The organism is Pseudoalteromonas sp. 1181_04 (genome assembly GCF_052850545.1).
Map to the genome: position 1 here is coordinate 1 of NZ_VXCS01000033.1, position 26177 is coordinate 26177.

The 26177-nt window shown below is 40.5% G+C and carries 21 protein-coding genes; 20 read left to right on the forward strand and 1 reads right to left on the reverse strand.

What is annotated here, in order from left to right; all coding sequences use genetic code 11:
• Nucleotides 1-2220: type VI secretion system Vgr family protein (locus FW757_RS20620; protein WP_446441638.1), on the reverse strand; the 2220-nt coding region annotated here is incomplete at its 3' end.
• Between the two features lie 314 nt (nucleotides 2221-2534).
• Between FW757_RS20620 and FW757_RS20625 the strand changes: the two genes are divergently transcribed.
• From FW757_RS20625 to FW757_RS20720, 20 genes are all read left to right on the forward strand, one after another.
• Complete coding sequence (locus FW757_RS20625; RefSeq protein WP_182730837.1) at nucleotides 2535-2954, forward strand: hypothetical protein; 420 nt, start codon at nucleotides 2535-2537, stop codon at nucleotides 2952-2954.
• Nucleotides 2955-2988: 34 nt separating this feature from the next.
• Complete coding sequence (tssJ, locus tag FW757_RS20630) at nucleotides 2989-3456, forward strand: type VI secretion system lipoprotein TssJ (protein ID WP_145242499.1); 468 nt, start codon at nucleotides 2989-2991, stop codon at nucleotides 3454-3456.
• Nucleotides 3456-4796 (forward strand): type VI secretion system baseplate subunit TssK, encoded by a 1341-nt coding sequence (tssK, locus tag FW757_RS20635; protein WP_182740570.1) that lies wholly within the window; start codon nucleotides 3456-3458, stop codon nucleotides 4794-4796. Before tssJ ends, tssK begins: the two co-directional genes overlap by 1 nt.
• A gap of 10 nt (nucleotides 4797-4806) precedes the next feature.
• On the forward strand, nucleotides 4807-5532 hold the full coding sequence (gene icmH, locus FW757_RS20640) for a type IVB secretion system protein IcmH/DotU (RefSeq protein ID WP_257326852.1): 726 nt from the start codon (nucleotides 4807-4809) through the stop codon (nucleotides 5530-5532).
• A 9-nt stretch (nucleotides 5533-5541) separates the two neighbouring features.
• Entirely contained in the window at nucleotides 5542-9258 is a 3717-nt protein-coding gene (tssM, locus tag FW757_RS20645) for a type VI secretion system membrane subunit TssM (protein ID WP_446441639.1), read from the forward strand.
• A gap of 8 nt (nucleotides 9259-9266) precedes the next feature.
• Nucleotides 9267-10259 carry a type VI secretion system-associated protein TagF gene (gene tagF, locus FW757_RS20650; RefSeq protein ID WP_145242493.1) on the forward strand — a complete coding sequence of 331 codons (993 nt, stop codon included), beginning with the start codon at nucleotides 9267-9269 and terminating at the stop codon, nucleotides 10257-10259.
• Complete coding sequence (locus tag FW757_RS20655; RefSeq protein ID WP_145242491.1) at nucleotides 10256-11815, forward strand: TssA family type VI secretion system protein; 1560 nt, start codon at nucleotides 10256-10258, stop codon at nucleotides 11813-11815. The genes tagF and FW757_RS20655 overlap by 4 nt, the downstream gene beginning before the upstream one ends.
• A 64-nt stretch (nucleotides 11816-11879) precedes the next feature.
• Complete coding sequence (tssB, locus tag FW757_RS20660; RefSeq protein WP_145242489.1) at nucleotides 11880-12401, forward strand: type VI secretion system contractile sheath small subunit; 522 nt, start codon at nucleotides 11880-11882, stop codon at nucleotides 12399-12401.
• 10 nt (nucleotides 12402-12411) lie between these two features.
• Complete coding sequence (gene tssC, locus FW757_RS20665) at nucleotides 12412-13938, forward strand: type VI secretion system contractile sheath large subunit (RefSeq protein WP_145242487.1); 1527 nt, start codon at nucleotides 12412-12414, stop codon at nucleotides 13936-13938.
• Nucleotides 13939-14030: 92 nt separating this feature from the next.
• Entirely contained in the window at nucleotides 14031-14384 is a 354-nt protein-coding gene (locus FW757_RS20670) for a hypothetical protein (protein WP_182762099.1), read from the forward strand.
• Nucleotides 14385-14403: 19 nt separating this feature from the next.
• On the forward strand, nucleotides 14404-14907 hold the full coding sequence (locus FW757_RS20675; protein WP_182719400.1) for a hypothetical protein: 504 nt from the start codon (nucleotides 14404-14406) through the stop codon (nucleotides 14905-14907).
• Nucleotides 14908-15052: 145 nt separating this feature from the next.
• Nucleotides 15053-15538: an Hcp family type VI secretion system effector gene (locus FW757_RS20680; protein ID WP_007584479.1), complete on the forward strand. Its 486-nt coding sequence runs from the start codon at nucleotides 15053-15055 to the stop codon at nucleotides 15536-15538.
• Nucleotides 15539-15592: 54 nt separating this feature from the next.
• The gene (gene tssE, locus FW757_RS20685; RefSeq protein ID WP_145242485.1) at nucleotides 15593-16000 is read left to right on the forward strand and encodes a type VI secretion system baseplate subunit TssE; all 408 of its coding nucleotides are present in this window, start codon (nucleotides 15593-15595) and stop codon (nucleotides 15998-16000) included.
• 24 nt (nucleotides 16001-16024) lie between these two features.
• Nucleotides 16025-17743: a type VI secretion system baseplate subunit TssF gene (gene tssF / locus FW757_RS20690; RefSeq protein ID WP_446441640.1), complete on the forward strand. Its 1719-nt coding sequence runs from the start codon at nucleotides 16025-16027 to the stop codon at nucleotides 17741-17743.
• Nucleotides 17740-18723: a type VI secretion system baseplate subunit TssG gene (gene tssG / locus FW757_RS20695; protein WP_220491355.1), complete on the forward strand. Its 984-nt coding sequence runs from the start codon at nucleotides 17740-17742 to the stop codon at nucleotides 18721-18723. Before tssF ends, tssG begins: the two co-directional genes overlap by 4 nt.
• Before the next feature lie 27 nt (nucleotides 18724-18750).
• Nucleotides 18751-21489, forward strand: coding sequence for a type VI secretion system ATPase TssH (tssH, locus tag FW757_RS20700; protein ID WP_446441641.1), 2739 nt, complete (start codon nucleotides 18751-18753; stop codon nucleotides 21487-21489).
• A 34-nt stretch (nucleotides 21490-21523) separates the two neighbouring features.
• Nucleotides 21524-23545 carry a type VI secretion system Vgr family protein gene (locus FW757_RS20705; RefSeq protein WP_446441652.1) on the forward strand — a complete coding sequence of 674 codons (2022 nt, stop codon included), beginning with the start codon at nucleotides 21524-21526 and terminating at the stop codon, nucleotides 23543-23545.
• A 17-nt stretch (nucleotides 23546-23562) separates the two neighbouring features.
• Nucleotides 23563-23979, forward strand: a complete 417-nt coding sequence (locus tag FW757_RS20710; RefSeq protein ID WP_182719402.1) for a hypothetical protein — start codon at nucleotides 23563-23565, stop codon at nucleotides 23977-23979.
• 4 nt (nucleotides 23980-23983) lie between these two features.
• A complete protein-coding gene (locus FW757_RS20715; protein ID WP_145242475.1) occupies nucleotides 23984-25153 on the forward strand; it encodes a hypothetical protein in 1170 nt (389 codons plus the stop codon).
• Nucleotides 25143-26177 carry a DUF2169 family type VI secretion system accessory protein gene (locus FW757_RS20720; protein WP_446441642.1) on the forward strand — a complete coding sequence of 345 codons (1035 nt, stop codon included), beginning with the start codon at nucleotides 25143-25145 and terminating at the stop codon, nucleotides 26175-26177. The genes FW757_RS20715 and FW757_RS20720 overlap by 11 nt, the downstream gene beginning before the upstream one ends.

Consider the following 26177-nt stretch of genomic DNA (forward strand, 5'->3'; position numbering starts at 1 on the left):
TGCTTGTCCACTGTCATCTAGTTGCCCGGTCGCTTGCGTTCCATCATCAAACTCTATGGTGTAGGGGGCGTTTTTAACAGGACTCCCGTCTTGGTAAACATATTCTAAATCGACCACACTGGCGGTCGTTGCTGCAACACCTGCATCATTGATGGTTACATCGTTAATGCGACTAATACTCGCAGGACTTGAGGCACTTGGGCTACTGGCTGTTTGCGGGCTTTCTATATCGTAATCAACTGGCCCATCAAAGGTGACAATGTTGCTGTCGAGGGTGAGTATATTGGTAGCGATGATGGTGGCGTTGCCTTGGCTATCGAGTTTAATTTCGCCGCCGGCGTTATGAATGATTAAATCGCCTTGCCCAGAGCCTGTGATGTTAATTGACTTACTGGTTTGTAAAAACGTTGAACCATTTGGTACGTTGAGCTTTAAATCACTGTTATTAGTCTTTAGTAAAATATCACTTTGCGCGTTTATTTTAACCGCACGCCCCGAAATTAATGACAGCTCTTGGTCAGCTTTTACATCGATTTTTTTACCTGTGAACGCGTTGTTGCCGGCACTTTGGTAATTGATATTGCCGTTGTTAGTTTGTTGTTTGAGTTCATTTTTAACATCAATAAATTGATTGTTCTTTATCACAAACTGTACATTGTTTTGCTCGGTTTCTAGGCATAAATCGCGCCCGGCGTGTAAGTTTATCGTCCCAAGTTGGCTGATCCATTCGATAAATTGGCGGCCTGATTGTTTAGCATTTAACTCAAAGTAATGTTCACTGGCGAGAGTTTGTAAAATGACTTTTGGCTCATTGTCGTCATCATCAAATAGTAGTTCGTTGTGGGCTGCGGTTAATAATCGGTTATGCGTTGGATTGGCGGCGGTTACTACGCTTGGTTGATCGCTATTTAGTGCAAAGCCCATAATGTAGGCGTGATTAGGGTCGTTGTTAATACAGCCTATTAGTACCTCTGAACCACCGACGAGTGGAAAGTGCCATCCAGTGGCCTGAGGTTGGTTTTGGCATGCATACAGCGCTAACTTTTGCAAGGCAGGGCTTGACTGCGTTAGTGGTCTGGCATTTTTGTCAAAATCAACGCGGGCTCGATATTGCCCGTTGTCATCAATAAATGCATTGCCGGTCAGTGATTCTACTTTGGCAGGAAAGACCATTGGTTTTGCTTGATGAGGAATAGGGAGTGGCTTAAAAGGGGTTCCTCGCTCAATAAATTGCGCTTTACAGCTGTATTTTGAGAGCCCTTGATGACTACTTTCATCACTTGGTTGTTCGCTGTCGTGCTCGACTGAGATACAGAGCAAGTCACCACTGCTACCAATGCCGGTGTTATCACTTAATGAAATCGAACATCCCGCAAATAAATCACATACGTTACCGGTTAAGCTAATAACTTTATTTAAACTTGCTAGTGCATTACTAAAATTTTGTGCTTGATTAGTTGCGGCGGATTGCGATAACGCGCAGGGTTCAAAGAATGATTGGCTATTGCTGGCAACGGTATTAAATTGCCCATAGGCTGCACTGTTTGCAGTATTGTTATAAATAGACTCAGTAAGTTGAGCATGCATAAAGCCAACAAATTGCTCTCTGTGTTGGTTATTCATTCCAGCGCTACTGGTAACTTCTAAAACGCCGCGCTCAAGGTAGGGACTATTTAAATTACTGTCGCTTATCACCAGTATTTCAGCCGAGTCCTTGCTTTCAAACCAATAAAATAAACCATAGGAAGCCAGTAAACGATGAAAAAACTGCCAATTACTTTCCATTGCTTGTACACACTGAGACATATCAGCAAACGGTTGGGTAACTCTGAAATCTACTTGACCTTGAGAGTATCCGGCTTGTGATGCTAGGTAGTGTAAAACATCTTTTAAATTAACGCCGATAAATACTTTGCTATCTGAGGTGTTTTTTAGCGTACTCAATCGATCTTTTATGACGATATGATAGCGACGCTTGTTGTTGAATAACCCAAGATCGGTGCTTTGTGTTATGAGGCCAGCTTGGTGGCGATAGTAATTGTCTTTATTTACAAATGTAATTAAGGCCGACTGTAATAGTAAATCGTTTAAAGGCTCATCAGTGAGGGTGTCGAAAATCAGGTCAAACTCAAAGCTTTTATTTAAGCGTTCAATCCCTTTTACCTGAGTTACGTTCATTGTTTTGTCATTAATATCTAACAATAATCGTGATTGAGACATTTCCTTGTCCTTTGGCTACCTTGGTCGATAATGCGTGTAAAAATACACATTACTCTAACGATAATCAATAAAATATTTGTAATTAACGATATTTAGAGTATATGTAAATAGGTTCATAATATGTTCATTTTTAAAATTATATGGTGTTGTTGTTTTTGTTTGGAACAACTTTATTTGATAAATAGTTGTGTTTTTGCACTGGATTCAGTTGACATTTTAACAACTATGTTTGTATCATGCGCTAATTCTAAGGACTGAAGAATTACCGCGTTAGTGCACCTTTAAGCTGACTAAGTTAAATCAAGGATGATGAAATGAGAAAAAAAGATTTTATAAATCAGGTTGATAGCCTTTACTCCTTGGCTTGGTCTCTAACCTGCAACATCTCCTCTTTACTAGATCAAACAGGTATTCCTGCGCATCGTGTTTTTTCTGAATCCGTTATAGATCAGTTTTTCTTCTTTTTGAATAATCCTCCAAAGAACGATGGAAACATTATTTTAATTAATGAAAATATATCTAGTTATATTCAAGAGTTAATAGTTTTAAATTCTAAATTAATATCTTCAATCGATCATGTTGTCATCAAGTCTCTAGCTGTTGAAAATCAAGAAAATAAAAGTTCAGGCTTTTTTTCTAGAATTTTAAATGGCAATCGCTGGTCCGATTGTGCGTCAGTGCGTTTTAATAGGGTTATTTGCCCTGTTTATGAAGAGATCCTTTGTAAAAACTGAATAATCAATTTTAAAATATCTAATGAGGTATTAAATGCGTTTTGCAATAAATAAAGTAATCTTAGCTGTGCTGTTAATGTCACTCACTGCGTGCATGAGCACTAATGTAGAGTTAGACATTACAGCAACAGATAATTTAAATTTAAATCAGTTTGATGAAGCACTTCCAGTGGTTCTCAGAGTGTATCAATTGTCTGATATTCAGAGCTTTAAAACAGCAACGTTTGAAGAACTTTGGAAGTCAGATAAATCAGTATTAGCAAATTCATTGATCACGTTAGAAGAACGCACTATTAATCCTGCTGAAAAAACAACGATCGCTTTTGAACAAGCTGAAAATGCTCGTTTTGTGGCAATTGTTGCGTTATTTAGAGATCGCCAAGGAGATAAATGGAAAACGTATTATCAACTAGGTGATGGTCCGGTTAAATTATCGACTGCATTAGATGTGCTGATCACAAATAATGAAGTGCAGTTGCCTGACGTGGATGAGGCACAGTAATGAGTACTAAAGCCCCCGTAAAACCCGTCTGGGCTGAAGGTGTATTATTAGCACAACACCATTTTCAGTTATTTGATGAGTATCATGAGCAAAATCAAATTGTAAGACAGCGACTTATTTCTCCATTGGTGTTTGGTATCCAGCATCTTGCAATTGATGAGTCAGCGTTATCGCGTGGGCTATTAAAAATTACTAGCTTCAAATTGTTACTTGAAAATGGTCGATTACTTGATTTTGATCGCCAACAACATGACGAATTAAAGCTGGAATTAGATCCTAACCTAGATGAAGTGATTATTTACATCGCGATTGCTGCCAATAAAATCGTTAGTAATATTGAGGGTTATGCAACAACCGGTCAGCTCAGTGCCTATCATGCAGACTATATTGAATTAAATGATGATCATGATGCTGCACGTAATCGTGAAGTGCTGATAGCGCACCCTAAATTTATATTATTAACAGATAGTGATGTAAAAACTTATTTTGATACTTTAGCGTGTTTGAAAATAGTCCGCGCAGAAGACGGCTCTTTTGTTGTTAATAAACACTTTGTACCACCACTGTTAAATATCAGTGCTTCGGTATATTTAACTGAGCTATTAAATCGCACCGCAAATTTAGTGAATGCGAAAGTCAATGTGTTGCTTAGTCGCAGGAAAAACTTTGGTTCAGTGACTGACTTTGGTCCAAACGAGATGAATAGCTTTTTATTACTTAATGCGATGGCACCTTCAGCAAAGCGGTTGGATCATTTAAAAAGTTTGTCATTAGTTCATCCAGAGCGTTTGTACTGTGAATTGGTTGATTTGATCAGCTCTGTATCGATGTTTGAACACAGTGATTTAGTAAACCAAGTCCCTCCTTATCAGCATAAACAACTCAGCCATGTATTTGGTAAGTTAGATGAGTTGCTAACTAAGCTACTTGAAGGTGTTGTGCCTAAGAAAATGGCTGGCCTTAAACTTGAAAAAGTTTCCAATGCTATTCATCAGGTTGCGACTATTGACTCAGCAATTTTTGAGCATAACGACTTTTATCTAGCGGTTTATTTTGAAGCTGAGGATACCAAGTGGATTGAAACATTTAGCGACCAAGTTAAAGTTGGCGCAACTGAAAAACTCGATATTATGATTTCATCAGCCCTTGCAGGTGTTCAGCTAACTCACTGCCAACGGCCGCCAAATAAATTAGCAATAAAGAGTGGATATGAATATTTCCGTCTTGAATCACATGGTTACATTTGGCAGCAAATAATCGAAGAGCAGTCGTTAAGTTTATTTATTCCATTTGGTTTGCAAGCTGCGCAAATCGAAATAGTTACTGTCGCACGCAATTAAGTTAGGTGAAATGATGCAACAACAATCACAACAACAAGATTTAATCGCCTGTATATCACCGGTTATAAATGCGTTATCGCCATTAAAGCTCAAGCAATCAACCGATCTTGAGCTGAACGATTTTCGTGATCAGTTATTAAATAGTTTTGATGAGTTTGAGCGTAATTGTTATGCCCAACAAGTGACGACTAGTGTGATGCAAGAAGTAAAATTTGCTCTTACTGCAATGTGTGATGAGTTTGTAATGAGCTCCGGAGCGCATTTTCGTATGGACTGGATGTCACGACCGCTGCAGTTAGAGTTTTTTGGCAATAACCGTGCAGGTGAAGAGTTTTTTGAGCGTTTAGCGACTTTGCGTACTGGCGGTGAAAATAAATTTGCGGCGTTAGAAGTGTACTATATTTGTTTGCAATTGGGTTTTGAAGGTATCTATAAAGTTAAAGGAATAGAACAGCTTAAAGCTTTGATAGTTGACATTCGTGCACAAATTGAAGATGTCAAAGGCACGCCTAATGCACTGCTTTCTGATAATGGCGTACCTGCTGAAGGGTTTGCTATGAAAGTCGGTCGTAATGTCCCTTATTGGGTTATTCTGTCGATTTGTTTAGGCTCAATCGCTTCCCTATTTGCAGGCTTTCATTTTGTGATCAACAAGCAGGCTACACAGAGTACGCAAACCATAAGTAATCAGGTGGAAGTACTCACTCAATTGAATAAAACCAACGAGACACGATAAGGCAATACCATGCAAGGAAGAGTAAATAAAAGTGGCCTAGTGCATTTTTTACTGGGCTTAGTGTCATCTCGCGCCACAGGACAGTTGATCGGTCTAATTGCAGTGCTGAGCATTGTTTGGTTTGCTGGGCGCATGGTGGGCTTAGACACGACTGATAAAAAGCTGATTGCTATGGGAGCAGTTACGGCGGTATTCATTTTATTTATTTTTACTCGTTGGTTATGGACTAAGCGTTCTGGCGATAAGTTAGCTTCTGAACTTGCAAATCACAATGCGGGCTCAAGTGCTGAGCTTGATGAAATAAAAGAAAAAATGCAAGAAGCGTTAGGCTCATTAAAAGCATCGCACTTAGGCGCTGGCTATCGTGGTAATACGGCTCTTTATGCACTACCTTGGTATATGATCATTGGTCCATCAGCGACCGGTAAAAGTACTTTATTTGCTAACTCTGGATTACATTTTCCGTATTCAAACTCTAGCGAACTGCATATTCAAGGTTTTGGTGGCACACGTAACTGTGATTGGTGGTTTTCAGATCAAGCGATCTTAATTGACACCGCAGGACGTTACACAACTGAGCAATCAGAAAACAAAGAGTGGTTATCATTTTTAAATTTACTGAAAAAGTACCGCCCAAAATTACCTATCAATGGCGTAATGGTCGCAATTAGTGTGGCTGATGTTTTAACCTCTGACAGTGAAGAAATTCGCCAGCATGTAAAGTTAGTCCGTGAACGTATTGAAGAGTTGATCACGCAACTAGGTGTTATTTTCCCTGTTTATATCACTTTCACAAAAACCGATTTAATTAGTGGCTTTGAACCTTTTTTTAATGACTTATCTGAAAAAGAGCGCGAGCAAGTGTGGGGCGCATATTTACTTGATATTAGTGAAGACCAAAAAACCGATCCGGCTGAAATGTTCGAGCTCAGAATGGATGAATTATACGAACGTTTGTGCCAGCAACGTTTAAGTAAAGTGGCCCGTGAACGAAATGAGCATCGTAAACAGTTGATCCTTGATTTTCCTAATCAGTTTAAATCGGCCTCAACAAAACTAACCGAATTTGTAAACTTGCTATTTAAAGCTAATCCGTACCAAGAAGTTCCTTGGTTTGCAGGCGTGTATTTTACCTCAGGTACACAAGAGGGCACACCAATTGAGCGAATCACCAACGGTGTACGCGATCAATTTGGCGCGGTTGTGGTTGAACAAAAACAAGAAACAATCACCCAAAGCTATTTTATTAATCGCGTTTTTAATGATGTTGTTTTTAAACTACAAGATTTAACTCGGGGTAATCGTAAAAAGCGCCTAGTTGGGCGTTGGTTAAAAGGTTTAACTGTAACCACGGGGCTTGCCTCAATAGCGGCGATTACAGCGTTATTGATTACCTCATACACCAGTAATCAGTTATTGCTTAACCAAGGCGAAGCACGCGTGAAAGCGGTGGTTGAAGTTAATGTAAATAAGGCGAAGGCGGATCAAAAGCTAGCTGCAACACTTGCATTATTTGAGCATTATCAGGAGCTTGTAAGTTATGAAAAAAGCTTACCTTGGTATTTTATTTTTGGTATTTACGAAGGTGACGAAACAACTCAAAGTGTCGCGAATGTATTATTTAACCAGTTAAACCAATTGATCACACTTCCTGCTGAAAAACAGGTGTTAGCACAATTAAAACAGTATGAAAGTCGTTGGAACTCTGATGAGCCGGAGTCACGCGTAGGTATTCGACAACCTTATTACGAAGCACTTAAATTACATTTAATGCTAAGCACACACCCCGAACATAAAAATGATGAATTTGCTAAACAGCAGCTACTTAGTTTTATTAGTAATCACTTTAATATTGATTTAACAGCGCAACAAGATACACCCATTTATAGTCAATTAACTGCGTTGTTAGATGTGTACTTAGCTAATTTAGGTACTGATCTAGAGCATCCTGGGAAGATTAATTTTTGGCAAGCAAATGAAACCGCAATTTATACTGCGCGCGAAAGTTTAAATACTCAACCTGAAGCTGAGCCTCTGTATAAGCAAGTGATAACAAGCTTTGCTGAGCGCAAAAAAGCATTACAGCTTAATCAGTTTATGTCGGCTAATAACCGTGATGTATTAAAAAGTAGCTATGCAATTCCTTATGTATATACCAATGCTGGTTGGCAAGAATATGTATATCCTGAAATTAAACGTATTTCACGGTTAGTGTTCTCAGGCGATTGGGTTATGGGCACCAGTAATGACGAAGGGAAAAATGCTGTAGATGAAGCACAAGCTGAGTCCTTAGCCAAAGCAATGCGTGCTTATTACTTTAAGGATTACGGTAATACTTGGTTCGAATTCTTAAATAGTATTCAAGTTCCAGCGTTTAGAGACTTAAACGATGCAAGTATTGATTTTGCTCGCCTTTCATCAAACGATGGCCCATTGATAGATTTAATGATGCTGGTGAACAATAACATAATGGTTGCTGACGAACCTTCAGCCGTTACCGCGAATAATGACAAAATTGCGACCTTAGTTGCCGGTGCTGCCGACGTTGCGCAGAAAAAAGCAGCAAAAGGAAAGCTAGCTAAACAAGCTATTAACAGCCCTGATTTTTCACAAATGAGTACGGTTAGAGCGCCAGAGCTGGAATCTCGCTTTGCTGATTTACGCCGTTTTACACAAAACGATGATAATAAGCGCAGTTCTGATTACATGGGCCAGTACATTAGTTCATTAAGCAGCATCCACTCAGACATAAAAGCGATGGCGGCGAGTAATGAAGATGATGGCCAAGCTATGATTTTTGTCCAAGATTTACTCTCAGGTAATAATCAAACCAATGCTTTGCAGTCTTCATGGATCATCATTGAAAGCCAAACACGTGCTTTAGACCCACAAACAAAAGAAACGTTGGATACTCTTTTCAAAGCGCCTTTACAAGCGGGTATAGCCACAATTATGGCCAAAGCACGAAGCCAGTTAAATGAAGAGTGGGAAAACCAAGTTTATACAATGTACAGCAACAGCATCGCAGGAAAGTACCCATTTAACCTAAATGGACCTGATGCCGCGATTGCTGATGTGTCGGAGTTTTTAAACACTGAGTCGGGCATATTATGGAACTTTACTAACACTCAACTGAAACCTTTTATGAAAGTACGTCGTGGCGTATGGGAAGAAAAACAGTGGAATGGTGTTGGTATTGGCTTTAGTAAAGAATTACTCGATGGTTTAACAAAAGCAAATAAAGTAACACGTTCACTATTTACTAGTGGCGCAGATTCTGCGGGCTTTAATTTTCAGATGATGCCAGTACCACAAAGAGGCATTCGTGAAACTTATTTAGGCTTTTCAGAGCAAGGTTATCGCTATCGTAATGAGCCGGAGGAGTGGCGTAACTTTTCTTGGCCTGGTCGTGGTGCTGCAGAAAAAGCGATTCTTTATGGTTTAGATAATAAAGGCAATCGAATTTCGATTGAGCAAGATGGTCCGTGGGCGCTACTTAAAGTGCTTAATAATGCTAATGTAAAATGGATAAAAGGCACTGAGTTCTTAGCTACATGGGAACTAACCGATAAGTCAGAACAGCAATTAACAGTACAGTTTTCCTTAAAATCAGGGCGTAATAGCGGTATTTTCTCAAAATATATGCTGACTTCGTTTGCTTTACCGAACTCGTTGTTTTCGAAATCGCCGCAATATGCGCAGTCGAATAATAATTCGGTACAGTAGGGGCGGATATGTTTAATTTATTTTCTAAAAAGAAATCGCCGTTACTAGTAAAACAGTTTTCTTACGGTTATATGGGGAAAACACCAGTACGACCTGATTTTGTGAAGTTAAATATTTCATCGCGTGAATCAGTGGCATTTGATCATTGGTTACAAGAAGGATTTGCTCACCTTAATCGTGGTCGAAAGGCGAATAATGTTGCTGTACTTAATGGTGTTAAATCGTTGTTTTTTGTATCTGGGAACAGTGAAGACAGTAGTTTGCTTGGTATTTTACAACCAAGTAAAGATAGTAGTGGCCGTTTTTACCCTTTTAGCTCTTTTATACATAGCGGATTAGAAACTTATAAACGCCATCCAGCATTTTTGTTTTTATATGCTAGTCATGTGATTGAGCACTTAATTGGTGTGAATGATCGCATTAAAGAAGCGCCATCAATTGATGCGATGGCGGAACAAGCTCATGCTTATAACAAGGTTGCTGATGCGTTGAAGCAACAACCAAATTTAAATCAAGAGCTAGATAAACTGCGCATGATACCGATGAGTGTGCTGTGGCAGCATCTCCAGATGAATGATGTGCATAAGCGTGCTGTATTAATTGAAGAACTATCTGCAGTTTTGAAGTCGATTGCAAATAGAGGCTGTCTACGCAGTCAATTTGGTATTCGTTTACCAATGCCACAGTTTAGTCATGAGAGCGCCTTGGTCGCTGGGTTTTGGCTGCATTTAATAGCATCTGTGGTTGCTGATCACAACTGGCAACCGTGGTTCTTTTATCAACTAGGATGTGAAGATCATGCGCCTAGTTTAACGGTGTTTTGTCGTCCTGTATCGGCATCCTATTTTAGCTCGATTTGGTTAAATGAAGACAAATCAACACAAATTATTGATTTGACGAATTTACCATTGAGCAAAGTGCCAAGTGACTACAGTATTAATTTTGCCGATATGGATAACGTAAGTGTATACGATGCACTAAGACGATGGTGTAAAGCATGAGTTTAAAGCAACCACATACTCACAATAGCTGGCAACTATGGCTGGATGAACTTGCTGCACCATTGCAAGGTTTGCCGTGTGGCGAAGATTTAAAATACGAAGAAACATTTAAAAGTCTCAAAGCATCTTCATCGGGTGTTGGTGAGGTTGATTTTAAAGTGATGTTTATTCAAGCAACTGACTTATTACAGAATAAGAGTAAAGATTTACGTATTGTTAGTTACTTATGCTTAGCTGCAACCAGTGAATTTGGGGTGCAGGGGTTAATTAGTTCAATCAAATTGTTTAATAAGATATTGGCTGATTTTAGCAACGACGTACACCCACTTAAAGAGCGCATGCGCAGTGCTGTAAATACCTGGTTTTTACAGCAACAAGAACGTCTAAAAGGGATTTCGCAAAGTCATTCGGCAACCGCAGAACAATGGGCCGAACTAGATGCGGTATTAACCGATTACAACCAACACTCAGTACCATTATTAGATAGTGAATCAGGTCCTTTATCTACTTTAAACGAGTGGACTGACGAGCAAATGAAACGCAACCCAGTTGCAAAGGCAGTCGAGCCGTCAGTTGTTAGTAAAGACGATACTGAACAAGCACCAAGCGACGGTACACCGGCAACAAATTCAACATCATCAGTGCACAGCTCTGTAAGTCAAGTTGCAAGTATTACGGTTGGTGATCTCAGCAGTGACACGGCTTATTTATCAGCTATTCGTGAATTACTGAATTTTGATAAAGAACAAAATAACATCGAGCGGGTGATTAAATTATCACGTGCTGCACGTTGGTCTGGGCTGAAAATACCGGCTAATGAAAATGGTAAAACACGCTTACCAGCACCAAGAGCTGCGGCTTTTGCACCGATTGAAAATGCACTTGCCAGTGAACAACCAGAGCAGGCACTCATGCTTGCTGAAGGCTTATTTATGGAAGGTGCGATGCAATTTAATCTCAACTTACAAATGTTGGTATTAAGTGCGTTAAAACAATTAAATAAAGGCAAGCTAAGTTACTGGCTTGAGCAGCAATTGATTAATTTAACTAGTCAGTTTCCGCTTTTAACTCATTTACAGTACGACGATGGCACAGGGTTATGCAGCCCAGCCAATAAAGAAACGTTACTTGAAATTAGCAATGCACAAACACCAGCAAGCAATAATTCGCAAGGCAATATTTTTGATGAACATTATAGCTTATTGGCTGATGAAGTAGTGCAAGGACAACTCAGTGCTGCGCTTAGCAAGGTTGAGCAATTAAGTACCCCTACCGGGTTTGACCAATCACAAAGCCAATTATTAAAAGCCAAGTTGTTACTTAAAGCGGAGCATTATGAACACGCTTTGGCAATTTTAACCGAATTACTTGAGCAAATTGAAACTTTTCAATTAGCGAAGTGGCAACAACATTTTTGCATGGAAGTATGGCGTTTTGCCAAACAATGTTACGCCAATCTGTCGTTGGCAGAAAGTGATGAAATGAGTTTAGCTGCTAAGCAAATTAGTCAGCGAATGATGGTAACCAATCCGGCTCAAGCAATAGCTTGGATTTAGTTACAAGAGCCTGACTAATGGGTCGAGGTTAATTGGAATTGATACAAACTGCAAAGGAAGAAACATGACAGATACATTTCAAAAAGAGATCCCAAGAGCTCGGATCAATATCTCTTTAGAGCTTGATACGGATGGCGCATCGCAAAAAAGCGAATTGCCACTAAAAATGCTGGTAATTGGTGATTACTCTAATGGTTTAAATACCCAAGACCTTGCTGAGCGTGAACGCGTAACAATCAATAAAAATAATATTGAGCAAGTGTTAAAAGATATGGCACCAAAGGCAAACTTTCAAGTTGCTAATAAGATCAAAGGCGATGGCGAGATCAACGTGAATTTACAGTTTGATTCGTTTAAATCGTTTGATCCAGAATCAGTTGCTTCACAGGTACCTGAGTTAAATAAAATGATGGCAATGCGTAACTTACTGCGTGACTTGAAATCGAATCTTTTGGATAACTCATCATTACGTAAAGAACTAGAGCGGGTATTACAAAACCAGCCAGAACTTGATGAGTTAAAAGCTAAGCTGGATGAAATTGCCCCGCTTGCTTCTGAAGACGAAAAACACCCAGTTACTGAATAAGGACGTTACCATGTCAATGCAAGAACAATTAAACGTTGCAGCTCATTCAATTGAGCAAGCTCCGGTATCAACCTACGAAAGCCTTTGTAACTTGGTCGATATTGCCCCAGTTGCAGATGAGATCAAATTAGACACTTTTCGTGATGCCAGCAACCTTGCTGAAACCCGTGCGAATGAGCGTTTAACAGCGGCAATCAATGTATTTTTAGATATGGCTGGCAGCAGCGGCCAAGAAGTTACGCGTATCGATAAGTTGTTGTTAGATGACTATATTGCGAAAGTTGATACGATTATCTCACAGCAGTTAGACCAGATTTTACATAATCCAAACTTCCAAAAAATGGAATCAGCTTGGCGTTCATTACGTTATTTAATTAATCGCACGCCAAACAATGCCAACATCAAAATCGAAATGCTCGACGTTGATAAAGAAACCCTGCGTGATGACTTTGAAGAAGCGCCTGATACCACGCAATCAGCATTGTACAAGCATGTTTATACCTCAGATTACGACACCCCAGGTGGCGAACCGGTATCGACTATGGTATCGAACTTTGAGTTTGATTGTTCAGCGCCAGATGTTTCATTACTACAAGAAATTTCACGCGTATCAGCTGCGGCGCACTGCCCATTTATGGGCAGCGTAGGACCTAAGTTTTTCTTGAAAGACTCACTTGATGAAGTATCTAAAATTCAAGATATTGGTTCGTACATGGAGCGTGCTGAATTTTTACGTTGGAAAAACTTCCGTGAATCAGAAGATTCACGCTATATCGGCCTAGCGTTCCCACGTTTCTTATTGCGCTTACCGTATGGTGAAACTAATCCACTGCGTAACTTTAACTACCAAGAAGATGTAAACAGTGAACACCATGAGCGCTATTTATGGGGTAACGCAACGTTTGCTTTTGCCGCCAATATTATTCGCAGTTTCCATGATAATGGTTGGGCAGTTAACATTCGTGGCCCACAGTCGGGCGGTAAAGTTGAGAATTTACCACTTCATTCATTCGAAGCAGGTAAAGGCTCAGAAACTAAGATCCCAACAGAAGTATTGATCTCAGAGACTAAAGAGCTTGAATTTGCTAACCAAGGGTTTATTCCACTTAGTTATTATAAAAATTCAGACTTTGCGTGTTTCTTCTCAGCTAATAGTGCGCAAAAGCCACAAGTGCTTGAAACGCCAGAAGCAACCTCAAACGCACGTATTAACTCGCGTTTACCGTATATCTTCTTAGTATCGCGCATTGCGCATTACTTAAAAGTGTTACAACGTGAAAACATAGGTTCTAGCAAACCACGCCACGAATTAGAGCAGCAGCTTAATGATTGGTTAGGTGCGTTAGTTACGAAAATGAACAACCCAGATGAGTCGTTAATTGCAACGCACCCATTAAAAGATGCCAAAGTGACTGTTGCTGAAATTCCGGGTAACCCTGGTTATTACCGCGTTAGTACTTACATAGTGCCGCATTTCCAAGTGGAAGGTATTGATGTGCGTTTGGCATTAGTAGGGCAGATGCCTGGCGAAAAATGAACTGCCAAGCCGCCGATGAAACGCATTTAACGCAGGCTTTTAAAGTGTAAATACGTCAATTTGGTGAGTAGCTGGTTGGTGTAAAAATGTAGATGGAAAAAATTGCCCCAAGTTGGTTGCATCCAACTTGGGGCATTAAAAGGAGTTTACAAATGAAGTGTCCAAATATTAGTGGATTGGAGTTTTCTAAAAAAAATCTAGAGTATTTAGATAAAGCTAGAGAGCTCACTAAACATACTGATCAACTTACAAAAGCGCTGAGCTTCGGTAGTCTAGCTGCAATTTTTGTAGGTAATGGGGCCTTGGTTGCACAATTTAATATATCTAATACAGATTTTGCCCTGATGGCTGAATCGTTATCCTCGGTGTCAAAAATTAAAAGATATGAATTACAAAAAATTTCATATAGTGCGTATAGAAATAGTAGTTCATATAAAGAGCGATAATTTTGGAAGGCGATGATAAATGGTTGTAAAAATGATTAAAATGGTCTGTTTACTCAGTTTGCTTTTGGCTTGTATAGCCAACGCAATAGCCAGTGATAATAAAGTGTTTTTTGCAAAGCAAAAGCTACAGGTAGCAACAATCGCATTTGAAAAGCAGATGGATAAATGTTTTTCAAATGCGAAGAAAATAAGCAGCACTGAATTACAAATCGATGGTATTAGCTTAGAAATGACAAAGACTGCTATTGATTATATGCATTATTCTGCGCTGAGTGCTTGTATGAAAATTCAGTACGAAAGCTATTTAAAAGCAGCTTATTTTTACAAAGCAGTTACGCCGAGCAAGGTGAAGAACGATATTGATAGTTTTGTTTCAAGTACTTGGGTATCTGAATTAGACGCAGAGTATAAGTTTAAGCAATTACCTAAAAGTGTACAGCAACATTTCGAAAAGTTAGCTGTTTTGCAAACTCCATTTGACGCGATGTCGCTAATACTAGAGTTAGATAATCCGTCTTTGTAAAAAATTGCCCCAAGTTGGTTGCATCCAACTTGGGACATGTTCCCCAGTGGCATGAAGCAGAGGGCTTTTTGGGGGGCATAAACATGGTTGTTTATGCCAATGCCAACTAACAGGAAACACTTCATTCTAAAAGGAGAATAATGAAATGGCAATTCCAGCGTATATGTGGTTAAAGGATGACCAAGGTAATGACATCAAAGGTTCTGTAACTGTTGCAGAGCGTGAAGGTTCAATTGAGATCCTACACTTTGATCATGAACTTCGCATTCCTACAGATAACGACACGGGTGAACTTACAGGTACACGTAAGCATGAACCGTTTGTAATTACTAAAGCGGTAGATGCAGCTACACCGTATCTGTATAAAGCGTGCTCGAACGGTCAAACACTTAAGCAACTTGAGCTTAAATGGTACCGTATCGATGACACAGGGACTGAGCGTGAGTATTTCTGCCACAAGTTGGAAGATGTAAAAATTACGTCAATCTCACCAACAATGCACAACGTAAAAGACTTAGACAAGGAGCGTTATCCGCACCTTGAAACAGTATGTTTACGTTATAAGCGCATTACTTGGACATACCTTGATGGCAACATCGAGTTCTCTGACTCTTGGACTGAAGGTCGATAAGTCGGAATTTTTAAAGGATATGCGCAAGCATATCCTTTTATCAGAGGTAAGTTCATGGCGTTATTCGATTTTTTAACTCAACCTGTCATTCGTAATGGACATCAAGGTTTTCAGACTGATGAGCAAAATAGTGTCTGTAACCATCTTAATGAGCTGCTTAATGCTCGCCGTGGGGTGTTAAAGCATTTGGCTGATTATGGTTTGCCCGATGTTGAAGATATTTACGAAGGTTTGCCTTATTCGCAACATACTTTGGCGTTTGAGGTTAAAAAATTGATTGAGAAATATGAGCCAAGAGTGCGTTATGCCAATGTTATTCCAATGGAAATACGTGAAGAAAATTGCGTGATCCGACTGGATATTCAAGCATTTCTAACCAGTGGCCAATGTATTAAGTTAAACACGCGGTTTGAATCAGGCGGTAAGGCTGATGTAATGCAGCACGCTAAAAATGGTGATTAATATTTCAATGAAAAGGATATTTTAATGCAGCAATATTTTGATGCTCAAATGCGTTTATTAACGCAGGCCGGTAAACAGTTTGCACAACATTATCCTGAGCATGCGGGCATGTTAAATATTGATGCCTTAAAAGATCGCGACCCGCATATCGAGCGTTTACTCGAAGGTATGGCGTATTTAACTGCGCACACACAAAAACGCTTGGATGAATCAGTACCAGAAGTGTCAGAGCAAGTGCTGCGTCAATTATGTCCTATTCTGCTTAGTTATTACCCTTCAAGTACGGTAGTTAAATTTAGCCCTAAGCTGGCAATGCAGAAGACCCATATGATTGAAAAGGGTCTCACATTAAAAGCAGATACCGCTGTTGTTGATCATAAAAATATTACTTTTACCACCACGCATAATCTAACAGTAGCACCATTCGATGTTGAGCATGTGCGCTACCAAGAATCACATTTAGGTGCAGAGCTGCGCATTGGTTTACGTTTTGTATGCCAAGGTGAGCGTAAAAATTATGACTTATCAAACTTGCAGTTTTATTTACGCGGCGATACCCCGTTATGTAGCTCTTTATTTAAGCTGCTGCAAACGGCAGAGAAACATGCTGAACTTGATTTTGGCCCTGCGCATTTTGAGCATAATAAAAAGCTTAAAGTAAAAGGTTGCAGTGCCAGTTATTTAAATATTGATGGGGCTCTTTTACCGAGTGCTGAGCAAAGCCATCCAGGCTATGCATTATTACTAGATTACTTTAATGCCAAAGATCGTTTTTACTTTTTAACTTTTACAGGTTTGCAAGACGTTGAGTTTGCAGATCATATAGACCGCTTTGAAATAGTTTTTCGTGGCTCAAGTAAATTACCACCCGGACACCAATTATCCCGTGAAAACCTACTTATAAACTGCGTGCCTGCAATTAATTTATTTTCCCAAGCGGCAGAGCCAATCAGAATCGAACCCAATCGTACCGACTATATGATCACCGCAGATCAAAATCGTACCGATCATATTTTCAGTTGCACCGTCGATTCGGTAATGGGGCGCAACTCGCTCAGTGGTAAAACCTATGATTATACACCTCGTTATCAAAGTGTATTTGAAGATGAGAAAAAGCTATTTACCGTATTAACTAAAGATGTGGGTGCAGCTGCGCCAACTCATTACTTACAGTTGCCTTTCAATCTAAATGATGAAAAAGAAACACTATCTGTTGATTTAACTGCTTTTAATGCAGGTTGGCCTCGGCAACTACTGCAAGAAGGTGATTTAAATATTGGCGGGCGCGATATGCCAAGTATTGCCGAGGTTGAGAATGTTATTAGGCCTACTAATTATTTACCGTGCCCAGATCAACCAAAACATTGGCAGCTGATCAGCTTACTTAATGTTAAGTTTTCCCAAATAACTCAAGTAACCGAGCTTAAACGTTTATTAGTGCTATTTGATTGGTCGCAAAAAGCTGAGAATCGCTTGCGTATTGAGAGCATTCAAAAAATAACGGCTACTCCGATCAGCCAAATAAAGCGTGGAATTTTTATTAAAGGCGTAGATGTATTAATTGATATCGATGAGAGTAAGTTTGTGTGCGATGCCGATCTTTATCATTTTTGTAATATGTTGCACCAATTCTTTTTAATGTACGCACCAATTAATGAAAGTGTGCAGACTCGCGTTAATGCTATTCCTAGCTATAAAACCTGGTGTTGGGATATTGAGCCGGGCAAGAGTTATCAATTATGAGTGTGCATGAACCAGCCATAAAGCATCCCGTTTGGGCTAAATTGCCCAAACCGATTGAGCAATTAATTGCTAAGCCTTGGCAGTTTAATTTATTTAAAGCGATGAGCTTAATTGAAAAGCATTGGGCAACGCCTCACGAACTTGACAAAGGCATTAGTGAGCGGGTGATGTTTAAGCCCTATAAAGAGCTTGGCTTTCCAGCAACCGATGTACGTGCGTGTAGCTTAGATAACCAAGGACGCGGGCGACTCAGTTTATCAACGTCATTCTTGGGTTTGTATGGTGTTGATGCGCCGATGCCACATTACCTGTTAGAGCAAGCAGCAAGTGATGACGAAAGTGGTGACAGGGTTCGGCAATTTTTAGATATGTTTAATCATATTTTATATTGCCAACTTTTTCAGGCGTGGAAAAAGTCACAAATCAATGTTGCAGGACGTGGTGCAGATCAATTTGATCATTTAATAGAAGCCATTTTATCTACAAAAACAGATCAAAAAGTACAATGCGGCATTGCTAGCTTAAAACAAACCAGTGCAGCAGGCTTAACTCAACTACTTAAACATACACTTGCAGTGAAAGAGCTGCACGTTGACGATACCCGCGCTAATTGGCAAACAATTGATGCCCCAAGTACATTTGGTGATGATGCCCAAATGGTACTTGGTGGTTCTGCGGTATTAGGTAGCAAAGTATTAGTAAGTGGCAGTATTTTAACAATTGCCATCGGCCCTGTAGACAGTGAAACTGCCATTAGTTTGAACCCTTTGCATGAGCAAGGTAAAAAAATGGCGGCGTTATTAAGCACTCACTTACCAAATAATGTGCAGTGGTTATGCCAAATCAAAGTGGCTAACGAAGCTGTAGAGCAACAGGCAATCGGTGTGTCACCGTTAATACTTGGACACAACAGTTATTTAGGTAGTGCTGCGGCAAACACAACCGTACACAGCTATACCCATCTTCAATATCAACATTAGTAAGAAACCAGATTTAAGGACAAAACAATGGATGCAAAAGGCATTAAACAACTTATCGACAAGCTAAATGGCCATACCGCGACCGCGCTTGAGTCTGCTGCAGGGTTTGCTAGCAGTCGTAGTCATTTTGAAGTGCTGCCTGAACACTTACTAATTAAGTTGATGGAAGAGGGCAGTAGTGGCGATTTAGAACAAATATTTCACTTTTTTAATATTAATCAAGATGCGGTATGGCATGAGTTGCTTGACTTTTTAAATCGCCAACCTGCGGGTAACCAAAGTAAGCCGGTGTTTTCTCGTCGTTTATATGAATGGTTAGAACGCGCATGGTTGAGCGCTAATGTGCAGCATAAAAGTGATTGGATCAACGGTGCTGCATTGCTTGATGCACTCACGGAGCTATTACCTTATAGCCCTGTGCTTCAATTACCAGCGTTGCTAGATAAAATTGACTCACGCTTTTTAGCCGAAAACCTCGATAAAATTTGTCAAAACTCAAGCGAGCGTTTAAACCCACAGGCAAAAACAGCTCAGCAAACGCAAAATAATGGCCAAAGTGAAGGTGGCGGCGCGCTTGATGAATATTGTGAAGATTTAACCGAAAAAGCTAAGCAAGGAAAAATTGATCCTGTACTCGGGCGAAACGACGAGATACGCATGATGGTGGATGTGTTATGTCGTCGTCGTAAAAACAACCCGATTTTAGTGGGTGATCCGGGGGTCGGTAAAACCGCCGTAGTAGAAGGTTTTGCACAGCGTATTATTGATGGTCAAGTACCTGATGAATTAAAAGGTGTGCGTTTATTAGTCTTAGACATGGGCTTATTACAAGCTGGCGCAGGTGTTAAAGGCGAGTTTGAGCGCCGTTTAAAAACAGTAATTGACGAAGTTAAAAACTCAACCACGCCGATCATTATGTTTATTGATGAAGCACACACCTTAATTGGTGCGGGTGGCGATGCCGGTATGAGCGATGCGGCTAATTTATTAAAACCCGCTCTTGCCAGAGGTGAATTACGCACAGTGGCAGCAACCACCTGGAGTGAGTATAAAAAGTACTTTGAGCGTGATGCCGCATTAGAGCGTCGTTTTCAACTGATCAAAGTCGATGAGCCAACGGAGCAAGCTGCGCAACTTATGCTAGCGGGTTTAAAAGATAAATATCAGCAACATCATAATATCCAAATTACCGATGATGCCATTGAAGCGGCTGTTGTATTGTCAGCTCGTTATATCACAGGTCGTCAGTTACCAGATAAAGCAATTGACGTACTTGATACAGCAGCAGCTCGCGTCAGAATGTCGTTTGCAACTGATCCAGCTGCAATTGAATCTGAGCGAGAGCATATAAATTATTTACAAACTCGGATTGCCAGTATTGCCAGTGAAAGCGAGCAAGGTTTAGCTGTCGATATGGATAAGTTATTGTACTTACAGCAAGAGTTAAATACTGCACAAGATAAACTTGCTGCATTAACCAGTGCTCGTGAGTCACAAATTGCCACTTTAAGCCAGATCAACGAGTTTAAACAAGCAACCAATGCAAGCGAACAAGACAGTGCTGCACTACTTAGCTTGCGCCAAACTTTAAAAGAGCAAAACAGTCAAGATAATGGCTTATTTAGCGAAGTAGACGCTGATGCAGTGGCACAAATAATTTCTCAGTGGACCGGTGTACCTGTTGGTGCCATGGTTAAAGATCAGATCAGTAACCTCATTAATTTAGAAACGGCAATTGGTCAAGAAGTGATCGGGCAGCAAGCGGGTATGACAAAAATTGCGCAAGCATTACGTGTCAGCAAAGCGGGGATCAGTAATGAACAAGGACCGTTAGGGGTCTTTTTACTTGCCGGACCCTCCGGTGTTGGTAAAACTGAAACAGCCCGCTGTTTAGCTAAGCAATTGTTTGGTGGCGAGAAGTTCTTAACCACTATCAATATGAGTGAATATCAAGAGTCGCATACAGTATCGCAGCTCAAAGGTTCACCTCCTGGTTATGTAGGTTACGGTGAAGGCGGTGTATTAACTGAAGCGGTAAGACAGCGCCCATACTCAGTAATTTTGCTTGATGAAGTAGAAAAAGCGCATAAAGATGTGCTTAACATGTTTTATCAAGTATTTGAACGCGGCAATATGCGTGATGGTGAAGGCCGTGAAATTGACTTCAAAAACACCGTGATCATCATGACGTCTAACTTAGGTTCAGCAGAGCTAATTGATGCATGCACACCACCAACAGTGATCGATTTGAGTCCAGAGCAAGACGATGATGTAGAACAACCGACTGAGCAGCAGCAAGCCATTAATGACGCACTCAATCCAACGGATGCACCGATTAATGAAGATGGTAGCCCATGGCAAGTGCCGTCAATTGGTGCGTTAAGTGAATTAATTAAGCCACAGTTACTACAATTCTTCGCACCAGCTTTACTTGCACGCATGCAAGTAGTGCCTTATTTAGCGCTTGATCAAGATGCACTGCAAGCAATTGTTAGTTTAAAACTAGAAGCGATTGCTAAGCGTCTTGCTACAAATCATAAAATGCAACTGCGTGTTGATGCAAGTGTATTGAGTAAGTTAACTCAGCAATGCCAGCTTTCAGACAGCGGTGCTCGGATGGTAAATGCAGTCATTGAACGACAAATTTTACCGGGAATTGCTAAATCTATTTTGGAATATATGGCGCAAGAAGATATGCCAGATATTTTAACGTTAACGGTTGATGAGCAAGACGAAATCACCGCAATATTTGCCGATAACGCCTAATTTAATAGATAAAAAAGGATTGAAAATGGGACTCATGGACATCTTTAGTGAACATAAAGCGAATACCAGTCATTTTAGCGTAAGTATACAAGGCTTACCTGATGGCATGGTGCAGGTAACTGACTTCACATCAATTAATGATAGCTTATGTGAAGACTATGAATTTAATATTCAAGTATTGAGTCAGGAACATTTAACTGCGCAAACGTTGCTAGGTAAAGATGCCAGTTTGAGTTTGGTGTGGTCTATGACAGATCGGACTATCTCAGGTTTACTAAGTCGTTTTGTAGCCCATGGTAAAAGTCACCAAGGTTATCATTACACGTTAGTGTTGAGTTCTTATTTAACTTTACTTAAGCATCAACATTCCAATCGTGTTTTTACAGCGATGGATCCCGCTGCCATTATTAAAAGTGTGTTTAATAAAGCGGGCTTCCCAATGCAAAAATTTAGCATGCAAGCCAGCGGCCCTAGCCTCGATATGACAGTGCAATATAACGAAACTGATTATGAATTTGTTACGCGTTTAATGCGTAAACATGGCTTTGTTTATAGTTTTGTTGAGCAAACTGACGCGGATTGCACTTTTAAAGTATGCAATAGCAGCAAAGATATTGCGGCTCTGTTTGATGAAGTAAACTTAAGTTATGTACCACCATCTGGGCAAGTACGTACTAGCGAAACAATCTTCGCAATTAGTCGCCAAGGCCAACTTCAGCCGCAAAGTATTGCGTTAAACGATTATAACTACCGCGCACCAGGTAATTTACAGGTATCGGCGCAAAATAGCGCTTCGCAACCAGGATTTGGTGAAGACAGTCATTATGGTAATAACTATGCAACTTCTGGCGAGGGCAATACGCTTGCTAAAACGCGTCAGCAAGCGTTTGATTGTCAACGAGAGCAATTGATTATCGACAGTGATTGCAGGGCGCTTAGACCAGGAATGATTTTAACTATTTATGATCATCCAGATCATAATGGCCAATATTTGGTTGTGCGTGTTGATCATAAAGGTAGCCAGCAAGCGGGTGTGGAATATGGCGCTAACGTAAAAGGCTTAACTTATAAAAATCAGGCGTACTTGGTCCCATCGGACCAACAGTTCAAAGCACAGTTACTTCCAGAAAGACGTGTATTTGCAACTTTTAACGCACTAGTAGAGCAAGAAATTGATGATGATGGTAATTACGTAGTAAAACTGCCATTTAATCAAGATGGTGAAGGCCAACAAAGCCGCCCAACACGCTTAATGCAACCTTATGGTGGCAGTGGTCATGGCATGCACTTTCCGCTTACACAAGGTACTGAGGTATTAGTTTGTGGCGAAAATGGCGATTTAGACAGACCCATTATTTTAGGTGCGTTATACAACCAAAATGCACCTAACCCAGTTACCAGCCAAAATCCGACCGAGAATAAGCTCGTTACTAAAGCTGGCCACAGTTTAATAATGGATGATAAAAAAGGCGAAGAAAAAATTAGCCTTGCTAATAAAAATAATAAAAACCAACTATTACTCGATGCCACTAATGGCGCACATCAAGCAACGCTTAAGTCTGTAGATGGCGATGTAAAAATATCAGCGAAAGAAAATCTGCAATTTGTTGCTGAAAACGACGCCACCTTTACGGTTGCCAATGACTTTACTACGCGGGTAGAGAATAACTTGCAAATGCAAACCCGCGAAGGGGATATCACAGTAACATCGGCGGCAGATTTAACCCTCAAAGCCACCTCAAACACACGTATTGAAGCAACCGATGGCAGCTTAGAGCTTAAAGCGGATCAAGAGCTTAAATTACAAGGTGAACAAGATGTTAGTGCATATTCGGTTGACGGCAATTTAGAACTGCAAGCCCCCAATGGCGATATAGAAATTAGTAGTGGCGCAAATATTACCATTAAAGCGGATGGTCAAGGATCACTGCAATTGAGTCAAGGCGGTGCGAGTATTGAAATTGATGCCGGTGGTAACTTAACCATTGATGCGACAAGTATTACTTTATCGGCCAGTAATATCGCCGTGAAAGGCAGTGCAATTAGTAATAACTAGTTGAAAAGGAGTTTATTATGAGCGCTCAGATCCAAAGTATATTCAATCACGATCAACATTTAGCGTGTGTGAGTCGTGTCGACAGTTTTGGCCGTGTAAAAGCGGTATTAATTAATAATGTTGAACATCAAGTTATTGCGCAAGGCGCACATGTCAGCATCGCAGAAGTAGGGGCTAATGTATTACTTGTACATAGCGCACAAGGCTTTATTGTAACGGCGCTCTTAGCGCAAGCGGATCAAGCACCTGCCGCGCAAATTAATAATTCGCAAGGGCATATCGTTATTGAAGCCCAGCAAAGTGTAAGCCTACAAACGGCCAAGGGTAGTGTTGAGGTATATGCAGACGGCACTATCGTGCTTGAAGGGCAAGATATTACAGCAAACAGCGAGCAAGACCTTACCTTGGCTGGCTGGCCAATTAGGCTTAATTAGCACTATGTTCGCACCTGTATATAAAGTAAAACTTCATAATCAGCGCCTCACCACCTTGTTAAAGCACCGGCAAAAGCTGTTGCAGCAAGGGGCGTTTTCGCTGGCACGTTTTAGCGTGATCGACACGCAAATGCTCAATCATTTATATACCTTAAGTGAGTTGGCAGGCGAAGCGCCAACAGATTATTTTTCAGCGCAAAACTTAACCCAAGTAAGCGAGTTAACATGGCAGGCTTTGTGTGAACTTGCACAGCAAAATAGCGAACATAGTGAAGTATATCGTTTAATAGCGGCTGATTTATTCATTACTGCTATTGATGACTTTACTGCCTACTTTCATAGCTTAAGAGGCAGTGAGCAATTAGCGCAGTGTGAATTACTTCAACATAATTTAAAGCATTGGCAGCTTAACGATTTAAAAGCGCTACGCACCAGTGTACTTGAAGGTAAAGAAAAACCCCAAAACGTGGTTAAAACCTTATTATTTTCACAACCTCTTACAACCAGTGAATTACTCGCAGCGGTATTACACAAAGATTTTGAGATTGCCTTTGCTGCGTTAGTAAATAGTTATTGTGCAGGGCATGACGATGTAAGCGATAAGCTATTTAAAGTGTTTGCAAAAACCGCAGATGAACAGCAAAAAGCACAATTACTCGCTTTAGCGGGTTTACTTAATGACACGCGTTGGTACGAACCCTGTGCATTATTTTGCAAAGCAAATCCAGAGCACTGCTCGTTTGTATTAAGTCATTTTGTTTATAAACAAGCGCTGCCATTAGTGATGGATTTAATGACCATCGCAGTAACACAACCAAGTGCTTATGCAGCGTGGCTCACATTAACAGATAGGCCGCTTGCCAAAGCTGAAAAAATGTCAGTCGTCAGTGATAACAATGCAGTAAAACCGCAAAGCGGCATTAACCTTGATGATGCCGAGCACGTAAGGCAAGCGTTTGCAATGCAAGCAGGTGAGCAACTTTTAATGGGCATTAGTTTTACCAAAGCCAATAGCGCACAAAAACTCGCTAAATTAGCAGGCTCTTTAGTACAACGTGTTATTGCCCCACATTTTGATTTAACAAGTGCATGTGGTTTATTTCATGTCCAGCAAAGTGCATCGCAGTGGCAATTACTGTTAAGTGAAAAAGTGGAGAACGTTCATGCTTCATAATCTTTCTCCTTGGCAAGCCAGCACGTTTAGCGGCTGGTTAGAAGACAGTACTGAAGGTCAAGTAGTGGTGGTTAAACAAAGCTTTGAGTTTGATGAACAAGGCAACGTGACCGCGATTGAACCAGGCCCTGAGATTGTTATTGCTGATGATTACCAAGGCGATCCTAATAGCTCACCGATTTGTGAAGTAAACGAGCAGGTGGCTTTTAAGTATGGCTTTGAAGTATATGGTAATTGCACTGCTTATCCGCCAAAAGGAAAAGACGCGCGCGTTATTGAGGTTGAGCTGGGCCTTGATTCGCCTTCGCAACCTTTGTTTAAAAAGCGTTTACGTGTAACCGGAGCGCGTTATTGGCGACGCTCGTTGCTTGGACCAGTCGCTACAGATCCAGATATTATTACCCCAGTGGCACTCAATTATATGCAGGCTTTTGGTGGCAAAGAGCTAAATAACGAGAGCAACACGTTCTTAGAAAACCCAATCGGCCGTGGTTTTAAACTTAAAAATAAGCACGCGGTTGGCCAGCAGTTACCCAGTGTTGAATACGCTAACTCATTACTTAGAAAACCTAGCCACAGCACACCGGTCGCAAGCTTTTCGGCCATACCAAGCCATTGGTCGCCACGAGTTGAACGCTTACCAGAAATAGACGAAACAGCACTTATGGCGGGAGACTACCCGTTTAAAACAACACAGCCAAAAGATTTATACAACACAGCGCCCATTGATCAGCAAGTTGCAGCCGAGTTTGGCAAAGGCTGGGCGTGTCAGTTAACAGGGCTTTATCCATTACAACAATACGGACAACAACAACGTATAGAACTGCCGTACCAAAAACCTATTGTGGAAGTGGTAAATACACTAGCCCGCGAGCGGCTAACCATGCGCTGCGACACCTTAGTAATTGATTCCGACGCCCAGTGCTTTTCTCTGCTTTGGCGCGGTCATATTAGTCTTGAAAAAGTAGGCGAAAATAGTCAAATACTCGTTGCCTCAGAACAAAATAGCGGTAAAGAAAATTAA